The following is a 16,670-nucleotide window of genomic DNA, read 5'->3' on the forward strand; positions in this document are numbered from 1 at the left end:
AATATTGCGGCTCTACCGTGGATCCCATGCGATACCGGCAGAGTCTCCACGGGCACGTCTACGAGTTCGACGCTCTGGTGGAGGTGCTGGCGCGGGCCACGCCGCTGCGCTCCGGCGACGTCCTCGCCGGGTGCGCCGCACGGTCCGACACCGAGCGGATGGCGGCTCGGATGGTGCTCGCCGACCTGCCGCTGAGCACCTTTCTCGAGGAGCAGGTGGTTCCGGCCGAGTCCGACGACGTCACCCGGCTGATCCTGGAGACGCACGACAAGGACGCGTTCGCTCCGGTCGCCGGCCTGACCGTGGGGGCGTTCCGGGAATGGCTGCTCGACGCCGCCGCGCGCCGCGACACCGCGCTGCTGACCGCCGTGGCGCCCGGGCTGACCCCCGAGATGGTGGCGGCGGTCTCCAAGATCATGCGCAACCAGGACCTGATCGCGGTGGCCGCGGCGACCGAGGTGGTGACCGGCTTCCGTACGACGATGGGCCTGCGGGGACGGCTGGCGACCCGGCTTCAGCCGAACCATCCCACCGACGACCCGGCCGCCATCACGGCTTCCATCCTGGACGGACTGCTCCTCGGCTCCGGCGACGCGCTGATCGGCATCAATCCCGCCTCGGACAACCCCCGCACGGTCGCCGACCTGCTGCGTCTCCTCGACGACGTACGTCTGCGCTACGAGATCCCCACGCAGAGCTGCGTCCTGACGCATGTCACCACGACGATCGACCTGATCAAGGCCGGGCTGCCGGTCGACCTGCCGTTCCAGTCGATCGGCGGCACCCAGGGCGCCAACGAGGGGTTCGGGGTGACCTTGGCGATGCTCGCGGAGGCCGACGAGGCAGCCCGGTCGCTGGGGCGCGGGACGGTCGGGAACGAGGTCATGTACTTCGAGACCGGCCAGGGCTCGGCGCTCTCCGCCGAGGCCCACCTCGGCACCGGTGGGCGGCCGGTCGACCAGCAGACCCTGGAGGCGCGGGCGTACGGCGTGGCCCGGGCCTTCCGGCCGTTCCTGGTCAACACGGTGGTCGGCTTCATCGGTCCCGAGTACCTCTACGACGGTAAGCAGATCGTCCGCGCCGGGCTCGAGGACCACTTCTGCGGCAAGCTGCTGGGCGTGCCGATGGGCGTCGACGTCTGCTACACCAACCACGCCGAGGCCGACTCCGACGACATGGACACCCTGCTCACCCTGCTCGGGGTCGCCGGCTGCACGTACGTGATGGCCGTCCCGGGCGCCGACGACGTGATGCTCGGCTACCAGTCGACCTCGTTCCACGACGCCCTCTACGCCCGCCAGGTCCTCGGCAAGCGCCCGGCCCCGGAGTTCGAGGAGTGGCTGGGCTCGGTCGGTCTGCTCGGCCCGGACGGTTCCGTACGCGACGTCGACCCGGCCACGACGGTGCTCAAGGAGCTGGCCCGATGAGCGAGTTCTGGGAGGAGGTGCGGCGGGCCACGCCAGCCCGAGTCGGACTGGGCAGGGCCGGCAACGCCGTCCCGACCTCCGAGGTCCTCGCCTTCGGCGCTGCCCACGCGGCCGCCCGCGACGCGGTCCACCTCCCGCTCGACGTCGACGCGCTGGTCGAGGCGCTCGGCGGTCTGGGACTGGGTACGCCGCTGGTGGTCGCCTCCGCTGCGCCGGACCGCGCGACGTACCTGACCCGGCCGGACCTCGGCCGTGTGCCCGGCGCCGACCTGGAGCTCGGGCCGGGCGGGGCCGACCTCGCCCTCGTCGTCGCCGACGGGCTCTCCGCCGAGGCGGTGGCGAAGCACGCGGTCCCGCTCCTGGAGCACCTGCTCCCGCTCCTCGACAGCACGACGACCGTGGCCGCGCCGGTGGTCGCCACCCAGGCCCGGGTGGCGCTGGGCGACCACATCGGCCGGGCGCTGGGCGCGCGGCTGGTCCTGGTGCTGATCGGGGAGCGGCCGGGGCTCTCGTCCAGCGACTCGCTGGGCGCCTACCTCACCTGGGACCCGCGGCCCGGGATCCTCGACTCGGCGCGCAACTGCGTCTCCAACATCCGGCCGCCGCACGGTCTGGACCATGCGACGGCCGCCCGCACCATCCTCAGTCTGGCCGCCGGGGCCCGCGAGCTCGGCGCGACCGGCGTGGCGCTCAAGGACGGATCTTTCACAGGGCTGTTACCTGGCGCGACGACGGCCGCCACGGACGATTCCTAGCCTCACGATCATCCACCCCACGAGATCCGGAGGCGTGCCATGCCCGAGGCACACGAAACCGTCGAGCCGGTCCAGCTCGACGACGAAGCACATCTGGCCAGGCTCGGCTACAAGCAGGAGCTGGCCCGCACCTGGTCGGGGTTCTCGAACTTCGCCATCTCGTTCTCGATCATCTCGATCCTCGCCGGCTGCTTCACCACGTTCGGCCAGGCATGGAACAACGGTGGACCGGTGGCCATCTCGTGGGGCTGGCCGATCATCGCCGGATTCATCCTGATCATCGGCTTCACGATGTCGGAGCTGGTCTCGGCGTACCCGACCTCGGGTGGGATCTACTGGTGGGCGGCCAAGCTCGGCGGACCGGCGGCGGGCTTCTTCACCGGGTGGTTGAACTTGATCGGGCTGCTCGCGGTGACCGCGAGCGTCGCCTACGGCGCTGCGACGTTCCTCGACCTGACGCTCTCGACGCTGAGCCAGGGCTGGGCGGAGGGCTACTCGCTGGGCCGCGTCTACCTCATCTTCCTGGTCATCCTCGCGCTGGCCGCGCTCGCCAACATCTTCTCCAGCCACCTGCTGGCCGTCATCAACAACATCTCGGTATGGTGGCACGTCGCCGGCGCCGCGGTCGTGGTCCTGGTGCTCATCCTCGTCCCGGACCACCACCAGAGCATCGGCTACGTCTTCACCGAGCGGATCAACAACTCCGGCTACGCCGACGCGAACTACTGGTTCCTGGTGCTCCCGCTCGGGTTCCTGCTGACGCAGTACACGATCACCGGCTTCGACGCCTCCGCACACCTCTCGGAGGAGACCCAGGGCGCGGCCGACGGCGCCGCCAAGGGCATCTGGCGCTCGATCTTCTACTCAGCGGTCGGCGGGTACGTCCTGCTGCTGGCGTTCGTCTTCGCCGTGCAGGACCCCGAGGGCGTGAGCGAGGGCGGCGGCGCGGTCGACGTGATCTTCGGCCAGGCGCTGCCCACCTCCTGGCACTTCGTGGTGCTGCTGATCTCGACCGCCGGGCAGCTCTTCTGCACCACCGCCTGCCTGACCAGCGCCTCCCGGATGACGTACGCCTTCTCCCGCGACGGCGCGGTGCCGGGCTCCTCGCTGTGGGCGAAGGTCGACGAGACCCGGAAGGTCCCGGTCAACGCGGTGCTGCTGGTCGCCGTCGTCGGCGCGGTGATCACCCTCCCCGCCCTGTGGGGCGTCGGTGGCATCCCGCTGGCCTTCTACGCGATCACCTCGGTCGCGGTGATCGGCCTCTACCTCGCCTTCGCGATCCCGATCTTCCTGCGCTGGAAGGCCGGTGACTCCTTCGAGACCGGGCAGTGGAACCTCGGCCGGCACTACAGGTGGCTCAACCTGGTCGCCGTCGCCGAGATCGCGGTCATCTCGGTCTACTTCATCCTGCCGTTCGTGCCGTCGGGCTGGATCACCAGCGACGACTTCTCCTGGGAGTCGGTCAACTACGCACCGATCCTCACCGTCGGCTCGCTGGTGGTCCTCGCGATCTGGTGGGCGGTCTCGGCCCGGACCTGGTTCACGGGACCGAAGACCACCCTCGACTGACGCGGCCCGGTGGGCTCAGACGCCGTACGCCGCCAGCCACCGCTCGATCTCGGCGTACGCCTGCTTGCGCACCTCCGGGCGCGAGAGGATCACGTCGTGCTTCGCGCCGGGGACCGCGACGTAGGTGACGTGGCTGCCGATCGCGGTCGACCAGCGGCGGATCTGGCGCACGTCGAGCACGATGTCGGTCGAGTGGACGAGCTCGCCCATCGCCCTGGGCTTGCTGGAGCGGTCGGAGGAGAGCACCAGCACCGGCGCCTTCACGTCCAGGCCGCGGTGGAGCCGGGAGTGGCCGTCGCGGATCGCCTTGAGCCAGCCGAGCCGGATCGGGTAGGAGCCGACCGGCTTGAGGCCGAGGTCGAACTCCCACTCGCCGTCGTGCTCGACGTGGAGCGACATGGTGTAGAAGCCGCTCACGTCGCGGCCGAGCTCGCGCATCGGGGCGCGGTGGCCGATCCGGCGCACCACCGGGGTGGCGACCTCACGCAGCAGGAACGAGCCCTGCAGGTCGAGCCAGGGGGAGTTGAGCACCATCCCCGCGAGCGCGTCGGGCTGGCGGTCGTCGGCCCACAGCGAGGTGGTCAGGCCGCCGGTGGAGTGGGCGCTGAGCATGACCTTGGAGTGGCCGTCGCGCTCGGTGATCCGCTCCCAGGCGGCGTCGATCTCGTCGAAGTACTCCGACAGATCACCGACGTACGTCCCCGACTGGTGCTCACGCAGCGAACGACCGTACTTGCGCAGGTCGAGGCCGTAGAAGTCGTAGCCGCGCGCGGTCCACCACTCGGCGTACTCCTTCTGGAAGAAGTAGTCGGAGAAACCGTGGACGTAGAGGACGGCGCCCTTCGCGTCGCCGTCTGCCGGGCGCTTCACCAGCGTGGCCACGACGGTGCCCTCGAAGTCGTCCGCGAGGTCGATGGTCTCGACGGTGTAGGGCTCACCGAGTACGTCGATCGTCATGGATGTCATCTTCTCACCAGAAGGAAGGAACCAGGCCCCAACGTCCGTAGACGTCGCTCACGATCTCCTTGAGCCGCTCGGAGTCGGGGACCGCGTCGGGGTCGAGAGCCCGGATGCCGAGGGTGCACGTGTCGCCGACCTCGGACCACCACGAGGTCACCCCGCCGCGCATCCGTCGCAGCTCGCCGCGGGTCGCCCCGAGCGCCAGGCCGCGGAAGAGGATCGAGTCGGCGGCCATGCCGAACGGCGCGACGAAGTCAGGGTCCGGGCGGCCCAGGTTGGAGGCGAGGCCGAGCGGGGTGACGACGTTCTTGAGCAGCGGCTTCGCGAGGCGGTCCGGGATCATCTGCGCCAGCGGCGCGATGTGCGCGATCGGGTCGGGCCGGGTGCCCTTGAACAGCGCGGAGAACTCCTGCTTGGACCGCTCCCGGATGTGGGCGAGGTCGGTGACCCGGCCGACGCCGTCGCGCAGCTCGGTCTCGACCGCGATCGAGACCCCTGAGGTGGCGTTGGCGCGCAGGTCGCCCTCGCCGCGCAGCGAGACGGGCAGCGACATCTTGACCGGCTCGCCGGGGCGCACGATCCCGGCCTCGAGGAGCACCTCGACCGAGATCGCGACCTGGAGCGCGTTGGCGGTGCCACCGGCCCGTTCGACCGCCGCGTTCCACTCCGAGACCGGGCAGTCCGCACCGGCGAAGGCGACCTCCTGGACCACGTCGTCGTCGGGCTGCGCGCCGGGCACCGGCCGCCGCTCGGACGACTGCGCATCCAGCACCGGCGGCTTCCCGGCCTTCCCGGCCTTCCCGGCCTTCCGGGCCGCCCGGAGGCCGCGGGCGGCGGCGCGCGCCATCGTCCGGGCGTCGTGCCGGTCGTCGCGCCGGGTGACCACGGGCTCCGCCTCCTCGAGCGGGAGCCGGGGCAGGGGCAGGCGGCGTACGGCCGCGATCACGGCGCCGAGCTTCATCCCGCCGTCGGCGACGACGTGCGAGGCGTTGTAGGCCACGACCGTGCCGCCGTCGGTGGTGCGGGCCATGAAGAACGCCCACAGCGGGCCCCGCACCGGGTCGAACGGCACCTCGTCGGCGGTGCTGTCGAGCCAGGCGACCACCTGGTCCGGCTCGAGCCGGCCGGGGCGCAGGCGGACCGGCTCGGCGCTCGTCGCCGGCACCCAGCGGGAGCGGGCACCCAGCACCGTGGGACGTACGACGAGGCGGTTGAGCGGTCCCTCGGCCAGCTCGTCGACCAGGTCCTGCACCGCCTCGACCGGGACCTCGGTGGGGAACCGCCAGGCGGTCTGGCCCACGACCGGGACGCCGATCACGGTCGCGGAGCGGAGGAAGACCTCGTCGTCGTACGTCAGCCGGTTGGTGCGCTCGGGAGCGAACGGCGCCGGGCGGGCGCCGAGACTCGCGGGCGGCAGCGAGGGCAGCGAGGGCAGCGTCACGGGCTCGGGCACGTCACCACACCTCGACGCTCAGACCCCACGAGCCGAGCTCCTCGACGACCAGGTTCCTCAAGACGTCCGCGTCGGGCACGCGGTCGGGCTCGGCAGCGACCAGGTTGAGCGTCGTCCGGGGTCCCGACTGGATCAGCCAGGAGATGATCCCGCCGCCGACGTCGTAGGCATCCTGGGCGGTCGCGTTCTGGTAGCCCGCGAGCCCGGCCACGAGGCGTACGTCCTCGCCCATCGCGTAGCGGTAGTCGTCGGGCAGCTGAGGCAGGTTGGAGGCCATGCACGCGGCGGCCGGCGGCTGCGGGAGCTTGTCGAGCACCGCGTCGGGCAGCATCTGCATCATCGCCAACGGCACCGGGACCAGCCCGGGGCCGGCCTGGCTGAGGCGGATGTAGGCCGCCTTGGAGAGCTTCTTGATCGCGGCGAGATCGCGTCGGTCGAGCACGTCGCGCGGCACCTCGACCATGGCCACGCGGGTCGAGTTGGAGCGTACGTCCCCGGGCTGGAAGTCGCTCATCGGCAGGGAGACCGGGACGTCGCCCCGGTCGACCGGCACGTGGTCGATGCGGACGAGCAGGTCGGCGACCACGTTGATGAACCAGGCGTTGGTCGAGCCGCCGTGCTCGGCGGCGATCTTCGTCATCGTCTCGGTGTCGAACTCGGTGATCAGCCGCGGCATCCGCCAGGTCTCCGGCGCCGGGTTGGGGGTTGCCTCCGGGTAGATGCGGGGCGCCCTGGTGGCCAGCGCCGCGGTGCCGTCCTTCTTCGCCTGCCGACGGGCCTTGGTCCAGTCGCGGACGGCGCGCCACTGCGCGCGGCTGTCGGCGGCCTCGGCGCGGAGGCGGTGCCATCCCCGGGCAGGGGCGGGCGGCAGCCGCAGCGGCTCGCCGCGGGCGGCGCGAGAGACGGCATCGAGGACGGAGCCGCCGTCGCCGACCGCATGGGCGAGCAGCATCGAGACGACCGAGGTGCCGTCGTCGAGGTTGATCGCGGTGAGCCGGTAGGTCAGGCCCTCGTGCGGGTCGAGGTGGTCGCTGTGACGCTCCTGGAGCCAGCCGGTGATCTCGGTGACGGGGAGGATCTCCTCGTAGAGCTCGATCGACGGCTCGCGGTCGGCGTTGGTCCACAGGTCGCGGGCTCCGGGGAACGTCGCCCGGTGCAGCTTCCGCGACAGCCCACCCTCGGCCAGGCCGGCCGCGATGTAGCGCAGCCGGTCGGCGTCGTAGGCACTGTTGAGCCGCCAGATCCACTGGTTGGCGATCGGGCTTCCGAGGCCGCGATGGCGGCGGGCGAAGAGGTCGTCGGCGAACTGCAGACGGCCGGAGTTGTCGATCGGTGCACGGGTGGCAGCGGGCATGGGGGAGTCCTCCGAGATGGGGCGGGCAACCGGGCAAAGGGCCAGTCGAGGTCACAGCGACAGCGCGCGCAGGGGGAGGAGTCAATCGGAGTTGATACGTCATGTAAACCCCCCGGGGCAATAAAGAAGTGTGGGGATTCCCACGTTCGGGGGCGGTCGAATTCGGGTGCGGACCTGTGTGCACAATAGGCCGCGACGTGGACGACATCGCTGTCGTCCCAGGCGGGTCGCCTTCTCGGGCTACGGCGTTCTTGAGGTTCGTTCGGGTCACCGAGATGTCGTTTTGCCGCAATGAGCCCCCCACCTCAGAGAGGAACTCCACCTCCGATGGAGTACACCGAGCTGTCCGCGTACGACGTACCCCCGGGCGAGGTGACCGCGTGGATCCCCGCCGCGGAGCCGGGTGCCTGGGCCGACGACGACCGCCGACTGTCCCACAACCACGAGCTGCACCTCGACACCGCCGAGGCAGGGTCCTGGATCGGCTCGATCATGCGGTTGAGCGGCCGGCTCGACGTGACGGCGCTCGATCTCGCGCTCCGGGCCTGGATCGGACGCCACGAGGCGCTGCGCGGGACCGTCGAGGAGACCCCGGCCGGCCGCCGGCGTCGCGCGGTCGCCCCCCAGGACGTCTCGGTGACCACCACCGCGCTCGGCCGTTTCGACGGGGAGGACGCCCGGGGCCGCCTCGCGGACTTCCTCGCCGACCACATCGACCCGTCGTCGTGGCCCTACGTGGTCTTCGCGACCGTGGCCGACGCCGACGGCTTCACCCTGGTCTTCGGCGCCGACCACGGCGTCATGGACGCCTACTCCCAGCTGCTCTGGTTCGAGGAGATCGCCTCGCTCTACGAGCGGGCGCTGGCCGGTGAGCCGTTCGCGGAGCTGGCCACAGCCACCACCGGCAGCCACATCGACCACGCCGCCGCCGAGCGGGTGACCGGCGAGGCGATGTCGCTGGAGAGCGAGTCGGTGCGGGTCTGGCGCGACTGGCTGACGACTCCTGAGGGCACGCTGCGGTTCGCCGACTTCCCGGTCGCGGGCATCACCGACGCACCCACGCGCAGCGTGGAGCCGCTGCCGCAGGCCAGCCTGTCGCAGTGGCTCGGCGACCCCCGCCAGGCCCGGGCTCTGGGCGAGCTGTGCAAGGGCGCCGGCGTCTCCTTCCAGGCCGGGATGATGGGCGCGATGGCGTACGTCCTGCGGGCCCGGCACGGGGTGGAGCGGATGCGTTTCGTGGCACCCATGCACACCCGCTACACCGCGGAGCACGCCGCCGCGGTCGGCTGGTACGTCGGCCTCGTCCCGATCACCCTCGACATCACCGGCGCGACCACGCTGCCCGAGGTCGCCGCGCGCGTCCAGACCGCGCTCGCCGCGACGAAGCCGCTGGTCCCGCAGCCGTTCGCGCGGGTCGCCGACCTGCTCGGCGTCGACGACGCTCCGCACTTCGTGGTCACCTTCGTCGACACCCGCTTCATCCCCGGGGCCGAGCGCTGGAACGAGTGGGACGCCCGTACGCTGCGGGCCCCCGTCCGTGCCGACGACGAGGTCTACCTGTGGCTCGTGCGTGACCGGGACGGTCTCAACGTCTCCACGCGCTACCCCGAGACCGTCGCCGCCGAACGGGTCGTGCGCGACCTGATCGGCGGGATGAGCGCGCTCCTGGAGGAGATCACGCAGCTCGAGACCGCCGGGCTGGAGGGCACGGCATGAGGATCGGGGCGCTGGCCGAGCTGGCTCCGGCGCCGGGCCGGGTGGTCGTGCTGCGGCCGACGGCGGAGTGCCGGGCGGCCGCGGCGGCCGCGCCGGTCTCTCCCGGAGCGCCCTCCTTCCTGCAGGCCGACCATCTCGACGCCTATCGGGCCAAGGTCGCCTCCGGCGGTGTCCACCGCGCCTGGACCGGGACCTGCGGCGAGTTCGACGTGGCCTTCGACGAGGCGGCCTACCTCGAGGCGCTGACCTCGTTCGTCGGCCGGCACGAGGGGCTGCGCACCTGGTTCGACCTCTCCGGCGCCGCGCCGGTGCGACACCTCGTGCCTGCGGACGCGATCGCCTTCGAGGCGGTCGAGGTCGAGGCGCCCGCCGACTGGTCCGGTGGCTGGCAGGACCTGCTCGTCAGCCTGTGGGACGAGCAGTGCCGCCCCGACTCCTGGGCCCCGTTCCTCCTCGGCGCGATCGTGCGCGAGGAGGGCTTCACCTACTTCTGGGGCTGCGACCACGCCTTCACCGACGGCGCCTCGCAGCTGACGGTCCCGGCCGAGCTCGGCGCCGCCTACGCCGCGGCCCTGGGCGCCCCGGCGCCGGCCCTGCCCGAGGCCGACAGCTTCGTGGCGTACGCCGCCGCCGAGCAGCAGCTCGCGGCCGGGTGCGACGCGGAGACACCGGCGGTGCGCGAGTGGGCCGACATCGTCTCGCGCCACAGGGGGCGGCTGCCCCGGTTCCCGGTCTCGCTGGGGCTGGCCGAGGGAGAGACGGCGCCGGTCCGGATCCGGCGGTGGACCGCTCTGGAGGGCGAGGCGGTCGACGCGCTCGAGTCGCTGTGCCGTACGGCCGGCGGCCGGTTCACCAGCGGCGTCTTCGCGCTCCTGGCCCACGCCGAGCAGCGCCTGACCGGCACCACGGACTACCTGGGGATCACCGTGCTCGGCACCCGGACGCAGCAGACCGCGATGTCGCACGGCTGGTTCTGCAACTTCGCCCCCGTCTCGATGCCGCTGGGGGAGAGCTTCGCCGAGACCGTGCTCGCGGCGGAGAAGGCCTTCGGCACCGCCCGCGAGCTGGCCCGCACCCCGGTCCACGTGGCGCTGGGTGCGATGGTCGCCGGCGGGGTGCTCGCGCCGACCGAGCTCGCGAGCCCGCAGATGGTCTCCTATCTCGACGTCCGCAAGTTCCCCGGTGCCGGGACCACCCCGTTCGACACCGGGCTGCACTTCACCGGCGAGGGACGCACCGCCAACGCGAGCCTGTGGGTCAACCGGTTCGCCGACCGCTTCGAGCTGGCCACCCAGAGCCCCGACACCGAGCAGGGCGGACGGGCGGTGGCGACCTTCTTCGAGGCGCTCCACGACGTGCTCGCCGACCTCGGCCTGCCGGTGCGCCCGGTCACGGCGTCGATCGAGGGCGACCAGATCATCGGGACCGGACATGCTGGTCACGACCGCTGACCTGTGGGAGCCCCGGCCGGGCACGCTGCTGCGCTGGGACCTCTCCGCTCCCGCCCACGGTGCGCCCGCCGAGCTCTCGCTCAACCAGCGCAACCACCTCGCCGGCGCGATGGCCGGAGCGCCGACCGTCTGGCTGGCGGCCGCCTTCGACGTCGACGGACCCATCGAGCCGGTCGCGCTCTCGCGCACCTGGCGAGCCTTCCTCGCCCGCCACGGCAGCCTCCAGCTCGAGGTCCTCGCCGGGCCCGAGGGACTCCAGGCGCGCCGGCACCATCCCGGCACGCTGACCTGGTCGGTGACCACCGTCGGTCACACCAGCACCGTCGAGGAGACCCGCGCCGCGCTGCACAACGCCCTCGACGAGCGGTGCGGGCCCTTCGCCTACCCGGCCTTCCTGCCGGCCGCGATCTCGCGCCCCGACCGCTCCACGATCGTCCTCGGCATGGACCACCTGCACTGCGACGCCCACTCGGTCGCGGTCGCGGTCGAGGAGCTCGCCCATCTCTACGCCGCCTTCACCGAGGGCGGCGAGGAGCCGGCGCTGCCCCCGGTGACCTCGTTCCTCGACGCCGTCTCGCAGGGCTCCGACGGCCCCGTCCGCGTCGCTGACGGGGACCCGCTGCTCCGCGGCTGGGGCGAGTTCCTCGGCGGCCGCGGCCACCGGCTGCCGACCTTCCCGCTGCCGCTCGGGCTCGAGCCGGGGGAGCGGGCCGCCCAGGCCACCGCGGTGGCCCCGCTGGCCGACGCCGGCCTGATGGACCGCATCGGTGCGCGGGCCCGCAACAGCGGCGCCTCGACGTACGCCGCCGTCCTGGCCGCCCTCGCCACCGCGATCTGCGACCTCGGCGGCGGTGACCGCCTGGAGACGATGGCGCCGGTCTCCACCCGCACCGCGGGACCGGTGACCCGCTCGCTCGGCTGGTACACCACCACCGTCCCGCTCACCGTTCCCGCCTCGCTCACCGATCTGGGTCTGGCCGAGGCCGGCGACGCGGTCCGTCATGGCGTACGCCTCGGGTCGGTGCCGCTCGACCAGGTCCTCGGCTCGCTCACCGAGCCGCTGGTGCAGACACGCAGCGACGTCTTCGTCGTCTCCTGGGTCGACTACCGCCACGTCCCCGGTGGCTCGGCCCATCTCGACCGCGCCGCCCAGCACATCTCCGCCTCGACGCTGGCCGACGACGTACAGATCTGGTTCTCCCGCACCCACACCGGTCTCGCCGTCCGGATCCGTCACCCCGACACCGCGGTGGCCGCAGCGTCCGTCGACTCCCTCCTCGACCGCCTCCGCCACACCCTCGTCGACCTGGGCGCCGCCGCAGAAGCCGGCCGAGTCGGCGCGAACTGACCGAGAAGATCGCCGAGTCGGCTCGTCATGACGAGCCGACTCGGCGGGGTTGTGGTGCGACTCAGCGCGAGTAGAGCCGGCGGATGACGTCCTCGATGTCGGGCTCGTGGATGGAGAGATCGGCGACGTCGTACGCAGCGGCGACCTGCGCCACCAGCGGCGCCGCGGAGGCGCCGGCGGGGAAGGAGAGCCATTGGCGCGGGCCTTCGACCTTGACCACCTGAGCGCCCTCGACGGCGATCGCCGGAGCCTCGTCGACGAGGTCGACGACGAGGGTGCGGGAGGCGTCGCCGTCGAGGCGCAGCGAGGGCAGGGGGCCGTCGAAGACGGCGGTGCCGTGGTCGATGACGATGACCCGGTCGCACAGCGCCTCGATGTCCTGCAGGTCGTGCGTGGTGAGCATCAGGGTCGTGCCGCGCTCGTGGTTGAGGGCCCGCAGGAACTCCCGCAGCCGCCCCTTGGAGATGACGTCGAGGCCGATGGTCGGCTCGTCGAGATAGAGGATCTCGGGGTCGTGGAGCAGGGCCGCGGCGATGTCGCCGCGCATCCGCTGGCCCAGGCTCAGCTGCCGCACCGGAGTGTCCATCAGGTCGCCGAGATCGAGCAGAACGACATGGTCCTCGAGGTTGCGGCGGAAGGTCGTGTCACCGATCCGGTAGATCCGCCGCAGCAGCTCGAAGGAGTCGCGCAGCGGCAGGTCCCACCACAGCGACGTACGCTGCCCGAAGACGACTCCGATCCGCCGGGCCAGCTCCCGGCGCTGGCGCGAGGGTTCCAGGCCGGCGACGAACGCCGTCCCGCCGGAGGGCACCAGGATGCCGGTGAGCATCTTGATCGTGGTCGACTTCCCGGCGCCGTTGGGGCCGATGTAGCCGACCATCTCGCCGGCCTCGATCTCGAAGGAGAGGTCGTGGACGGCGTGCTTCACCACCGACGTACGCCGCAACGCACTCACTCGCTTGCGGATCGTGAACTCGCGGGAGAGGTCCCGCACCTCGATCAGTGCCACATCAGCTCCCGGTGGATCGGTAACGGCGAAGCCCCTGGCGCCACACCAGCATGGTGACGCCGACCAGCACCAGCGCGGCCAGGGGTGAGGCGAAGCGGAACCAGTCCGGCGCCCCGAAGGGGTCGGTCAGGCCGAGCAGGAACAGGCAGGGATACCAGTTCACGAAGGCCAGCGGCAGCAGGTAGGTCAACGACCGGACGACCTCGCGCGGGAAGATCGTCATCGGGTACTGCATGATCGTGTTGCCGCCGTAGGTGAAGGCATTGGCGAACTCGGAGGCGTCGGTGGTCCAGAACTGGATCGTCGAGAAGGTCACGAACACGCAGAAGTAGATGACCGCGCCCGAGACGAGGGCCACCACCAGCACCAGCAGGCGCTGCGGGGTCCACTCCACGACCGGCGCGGCCCACGCGAAGACCGCGACGCCCTGGGCGATCTGGCCGAGCCGGCGCAGCTCGAACCGGTCCGCGCACAGCTGCACCAGCACCGGGACCGGCTTGGTCATCATCGCGTCGAGATCCCCGCTGCGTACCTTCTGCCCGATCCTCTCCACGCTCCCGACCAGCATGTCCGCGACCCGGAACGCGATCGAGGTGACCCCGTAGAGCAGGGCGATCTCGCGCAGGCTGAAGCCGCCGTAGCTGTCGAGGTGGCCGAACATCAGCCAGATCGCCACGAAGTCGAGGAAGGTGATCAGCACGCCGCCGACCGTCATCGTCCAGAAGGAGACCGGGTAGGCCATCGACGCCCGGATCCACAGCGCCGCGATGAGCCCGTAGGAGCGCACCGCCTCCGTCACCGGTGATCGAGCCTGTCGAGATTCAACCACCTTGGACCACCACCTTGCGGGTCGCGGCGCGCAGCACGAGCGCGCAGGTCCCCAGGAGGACGACCGCCCACAGGACCTGCAGCCCGATCGCGGCGAGCATGTCGAGGCCGGTGTGGCGGCCCAGCCAGATGTCGGCCGGGGTCTGGATGTAGGAGGCGAACGGCAGCGCCAGCGCGACCTGGCGCAGGCCGTCGGGGAAGAGGTTGAGCGGCAGGGTCAGCCCGCTGAGGAAGGTGGCCAGCACGCTCAGCAGCACCCGCGGCCCGGTCGCGTCCAGGAGCCAGAACGCGCTGGCCGCGAAGAGGAACCGGACCGCGAAGCTGACCACGACGGCGAAGGTCACGCTGACCAGGAACCCCACGGCCCCGGCGGGGGAGGGCAGCACCAGCCCGAAGAGCAGGGCACCCACGATCGTCGGGGCCACGCCCCGGGTCGCGAAGTGGTAGAGCCCCCGGCCGAGGTCGGCGGCGAGATACCAGCCCAGGACGCTGACGGGTCGGTAGAGGTCGACGGCGATGTCGCCGTTGCGGATCCGCTCGGCGAGGTCGTCGGTCGACCCGCCGCTCCACAGCGCGATCGTCATCAGCAGCGCCTGCCCGATCCAGACGTACGTGACCGCCTGGTCGGCCTGGTAGCCACCGGCTGACGGGTTCTGCTCCCACAGGGCCAGGTAGGCGAAGCTGAGGATGATCCCGAAGACGGAGTTGGTGAAGATCCCGGCGAGCGTGGCCGCGGTGTAGGTGGAGTAGCGGCGGAAGGACCTGGTCGCGATCGCGGCATACAGACTCAGAAGTGAATGCAGCGCCCCGGACACCTGACGTACGTTGGCACAACAGGGCCTGCGGACGCCAAGGGGTTTCGTGGAATAACGTTGATGCAGCAACTGTTTGCCGAGTAGTTCGGATTTCAACTATCGTGGCGAGAGTCCACGAAAGGGGCAGGGAACCATGGGTATGCAGTTCGGCATCTTCACCGTCGGTGACGTCACGATGGATCCGACGACCGGCAGGACCCCGACGGAGCACGAGCGGATCAAGGCCACCGTCGAGATCGCCAAGCACGCCGAGGAGGTGGGCCTGGACGTCTTCGCGACCGGTGAGCACCACAACCCGCCGTTCATCGCCTCCAACCCGACCGCCACGCTGGCCTACATCGGTGCCAAGACCGAGAACATCATCCTGAGCACCGCCACCACCCTGATCACCACCACCGACCCGGTGCTGATCGCGGAGGACTACGCCAAGATCCAGCACCTCACCGACGGCCGCGTCGACCTGATGATGGGCCGCGGCAACACCGGTCCGGTCTACCCCTGGTTCGGCAAGGACATCCGCCAGGGCATCAACCTGGCGATCGAGAACTACGCCCTGCTGCGCCGGCTGTGGAGCGAGGACGTGGTCGACTGGTCCGGAAGGTTCCGTACGCCGCTGCAGGGCTACACCTCGACCCCGCGGCCACTGGACGGCGTCGCGCCGTTCGTCTGGCACGGCTCGATCCGCTCGCCCGAGATCGCCGAGCAGGCGGCGTACTACGGCGACGGCTTCTTCCACAACCACATCTTCTGGCCGGCCTCGCACACCAAGCAGATGGTGCAGCTCTACCGGCAGCGCTTCGAGCACTACGGCCACGGCACCGCCGACCAGGCGATCGTCGGGCTGGGCGGACAGTTCTTCATGCGGCCCAACTCCCAGGACGCGATCGACGAGTTCCGGCCCTACTTCGACAACGCCCCGGTCTACGGCCACGGCCCCTCGCTGGAGGACTTCACCGAGGCCACCCCGCTGACCGTCGGCTCGCCGCAGCAGGTCATCGAGCGGACGCTCTCGTTCCACGAGTACGTCGGCGACTACCAGCGCCAGCTCTTCCTGCTCGACCACGCCGGACTGCCGCTGAAGACGGTCCTGGAGCAGCTCGACCTCTACGGCGAGATCCTCCCGACCCTGCGCGCGGAGTTCGAGAAGCTGCGCAGGCCCGGTGTCCCCGACGCCCCGACCCACGCCTCCCTGGTGGAGAAGGCCGGCGGCGCGAAGGACTCGACCGTCTACGCCGAGGGCGACTCCGCCACCGGCTCCTCCGACCGCGACCTGACCGACCCCGAGGTCGCCAAGGTGCTCGAGGGGGAGCTGTGACCCGGATCGTCGTGGTCTCCGCGGGGCTCTCGGTCCCGTCCTCGACCAAGCTGCTCGCCGACATGCTCGGCGACGCCACGACCCGGGCCGTGCAGGCCCGGGGCGCGGAGGTCCAGGTGGAGCACATCGAGCTGCGCGGCCTGGCGCACGAGCTGACCGACAACCTGCTCACCGGGTTCGCCAAGCCGGCGCTCCAGACGGCCATCGACCAGGTACGCCGTGCCGACGCCGTCATCGCGGTGACACCGGTCTTCTCAGCCTCCTACTCGGGCCTGTTCAAGACGTTCTTCGACGTCCTCGAGCAGGGCGTCCTGGACGCGAAGCCGGTCCTGATCGCCGCCACCGCCGGCACCGCCCGGCACTCGCTGGTGCTCGAGCACGCGCTGCGACCGCTCTTCGCCTACCTGCACGCCGTGGTCGTCCCGACCGGGGTCTTCGCCGCGACCGAGGACTTCGCCGGCGGCCCGGAGCTCCCCAAGCGGGTCGACCGTGCCGCCGCGGAGCTGGCCGCCCTGCTGGCTCTGGGCAGCGGCACGCCCGCCCCGGCGCCGCATCGGACGCTGGTGGAGGACGAGTTCGCCAACCCGACGTCCTTCGAGACGCTGCTCAAGCGGGCCTCCGAAGGGCCGCCGGAGTTCTGAGCGAGGCGGCGGCCGCCTCGGCCGCCGGC

Annotated in this window: 14 protein-coding genes; 8 read left to right on the top strand and 6 right to left on the bottom strand. The window is 71.4% G+C overall.

Features of this window, described 5'->3' with window-relative positions; translation table 11 throughout:
* Positions 1 to 26: 26 nt before the first annotated feature.
* From ACZ6WN_RS12840 to ACZ6WN_RS12850, 3 genes are read left to right on the top strand one after another with little or no spacing between them, the layout of a single operon-like run.
* Positions 27 to 1,427, top strand: a complete 1,401-nt coding sequence (locus ACZ6WN_RS12840; RefSeq protein ID WP_465865030.1) for an ethanolamine ammonia-lyase subunit EutB — start codon at positions 27 to 29, stop codon at positions 1,425 to 1,427.
* A complete protein-coding gene (eutC, locus tag ACZ6WN_RS12845) occupies positions 1,424 to 2,182 on the top strand; it encodes an ethanolamine ammonia-lyase subunit EutC (RefSeq protein WP_465865031.1) in 759 nt (252 codons plus the stop codon). The genes ACZ6WN_RS12840 and eutC overlap by 4 nt, the downstream gene beginning before the upstream one ends.
* Before the next feature lie 39 nt (positions 2,183 to 2,221).
* Positions 2,222 to 3,751 carry an amino acid permease gene (locus ACZ6WN_RS12850; RefSeq protein WP_465865032.1) on the top strand — a complete coding sequence of 510 codons (1,530 nt, stop codon included), beginning with the start codon at positions 2,222 to 2,224 and terminating at the stop codon, positions 3,749 to 3,751.
* 15 nt (positions 3,752 to 3,766) lie between these two features.
* Here the strand turns inward: ACZ6WN_RS12850 and ACZ6WN_RS12855 are convergent, their stop codons facing one another.
* Genes ACZ6WN_RS12855 through ACZ6WN_RS12865 form a run of 3 tightly spaced genes read right to left on the bottom strand, consistent with a single transcriptional unit; the run spans position 3,767 to position 7,518 of the window.
* On the bottom strand, positions 3,767 to 4,708 hold the full coding sequence (locus ACZ6WN_RS12855; protein WP_465865033.1) for an alpha/beta hydrolase: 942 nt from the start codon (positions 4,706 to 4,708) through the stop codon (positions 3,767 to 3,769).
* A 13-nt stretch (positions 4,709 to 4,721) separates the two neighbouring features.
* Positions 4,722 to 6,164: a hypothetical protein gene (locus ACZ6WN_RS12860; protein WP_465865034.1), complete on the bottom strand. Its 1,443-nt coding sequence runs from the start codon at positions 6,162 to 6,164 to the stop codon at positions 4,722 to 4,724.
* Between the two features lies 1 nt (position 6,165).
* A complete protein-coding gene (locus tag ACZ6WN_RS12865) occupies positions 6,166 to 7,518 on the bottom strand; it encodes a hypothetical protein (RefSeq protein WP_465865035.1) in 1,353 nt (450 codons plus the stop codon).
* Between the two features lie 327 nt (positions 7,519 to 7,845).
* On the opposite strand from ACZ6WN_RS12865, the gene ACZ6WN_RS12870 reads away from it, so the two are divergent.
* Genes ACZ6WN_RS12870 through ACZ6WN_RS12880 form a run of 3 tightly spaced genes read left to right on the top strand, consistent with a single transcriptional unit; the run spans position 7,846 to position 12,033 of the window.
* Complete coding sequence (locus ACZ6WN_RS12870; protein WP_465865036.1) at positions 7,846 to 9,234, top strand: condensation domain-containing protein; 1,389 nt, start codon at positions 7,846 to 7,848, stop codon at positions 9,232 to 9,234.
* The gene (locus ACZ6WN_RS12875; RefSeq protein WP_465865037.1) at positions 9,231 to 10,685 is read left to right on the top strand and encodes a condensation domain-containing protein; all 1,455 of its coding nucleotides are present in this window, start codon (positions 9,231 to 9,233) and stop codon (positions 10,683 to 10,685) included. The genes ACZ6WN_RS12870 and ACZ6WN_RS12875 overlap by 4 nt, the downstream gene beginning before the upstream one ends.
* Positions 10,666 to 12,033: a condensation domain-containing protein gene (locus tag ACZ6WN_RS12880; protein WP_465865038.1), complete on the top strand. Its 1,368-nt coding sequence runs from the start codon at positions 10,666 to 10,668 to the stop codon at positions 12,031 to 12,033. Before ACZ6WN_RS12875 ends, ACZ6WN_RS12880 begins: the two co-directional genes overlap by 20 nt.
* Before the next feature lie 61 nt (positions 12,034 to 12,094).
* On the opposite strand, the gene ACZ6WN_RS12885 is transcribed toward ACZ6WN_RS12880, so the two are convergent.
* The 3 genes from ACZ6WN_RS12885 to ACZ6WN_RS12895 are packed head-to-tail and all read right to left on the bottom strand — an operon-like array spanning position 12,095 to position 14,685.
* Positions 12,095 to 13,042 (bottom strand): ABC transporter ATP-binding protein, encoded by a 948-nt coding sequence (locus tag ACZ6WN_RS12885; RefSeq protein WP_465865039.1) that lies wholly within the window; start codon positions 13,040 to 13,042, stop codon positions 12,095 to 12,097.
* A 1-nt stretch (position 13,043) separates the two neighbouring features.
* Complete coding sequence (locus ACZ6WN_RS12890) at positions 13,044 to 13,841, bottom strand: ABC transporter permease (protein WP_465865040.1); 798 nt, start codon at positions 13,839 to 13,841, stop codon at positions 13,044 to 13,046.
* Positions 13,842 to 13,863: 22 nt separating this feature from the next.
* Complete coding sequence (locus ACZ6WN_RS12895) at positions 13,864 to 14,685, bottom strand: ABC transporter permease (protein ID WP_465865041.1); 822 nt, start codon at positions 14,683 to 14,685, stop codon at positions 13,864 to 13,866.
* Between the two features lie 139 nt (positions 14,686 to 14,824).
* On the opposite strand from ACZ6WN_RS12895, the gene ACZ6WN_RS12900 reads away from it, so the two are divergent.
* Positions 14,825 to 16,000, top strand: coding sequence for an LLM class flavin-dependent oxidoreductase (locus ACZ6WN_RS12900; protein ID WP_465865840.1), 1,176 nt, complete (start codon positions 14,825 to 14,827; stop codon positions 15,998 to 16,000).
* Positions 15,997 to 16,641 carry an FMN reductase gene (locus ACZ6WN_RS12905; RefSeq protein WP_465865042.1) on the top strand — a complete coding sequence of 215 codons (645 nt, stop codon included), beginning with the start codon at positions 15,997 to 15,999 and terminating at the stop codon, positions 16,639 to 16,641. The genes ACZ6WN_RS12900 and ACZ6WN_RS12905 overlap by 4 nt, the downstream gene beginning before the upstream one ends.
* Positions 16,642 to 16,670 lie beyond the last annotated feature (29 nt).

The sequence above is a fragment of the Nocardioides sp. NPDC054178 genome (genome assembly GCF_055585005.1).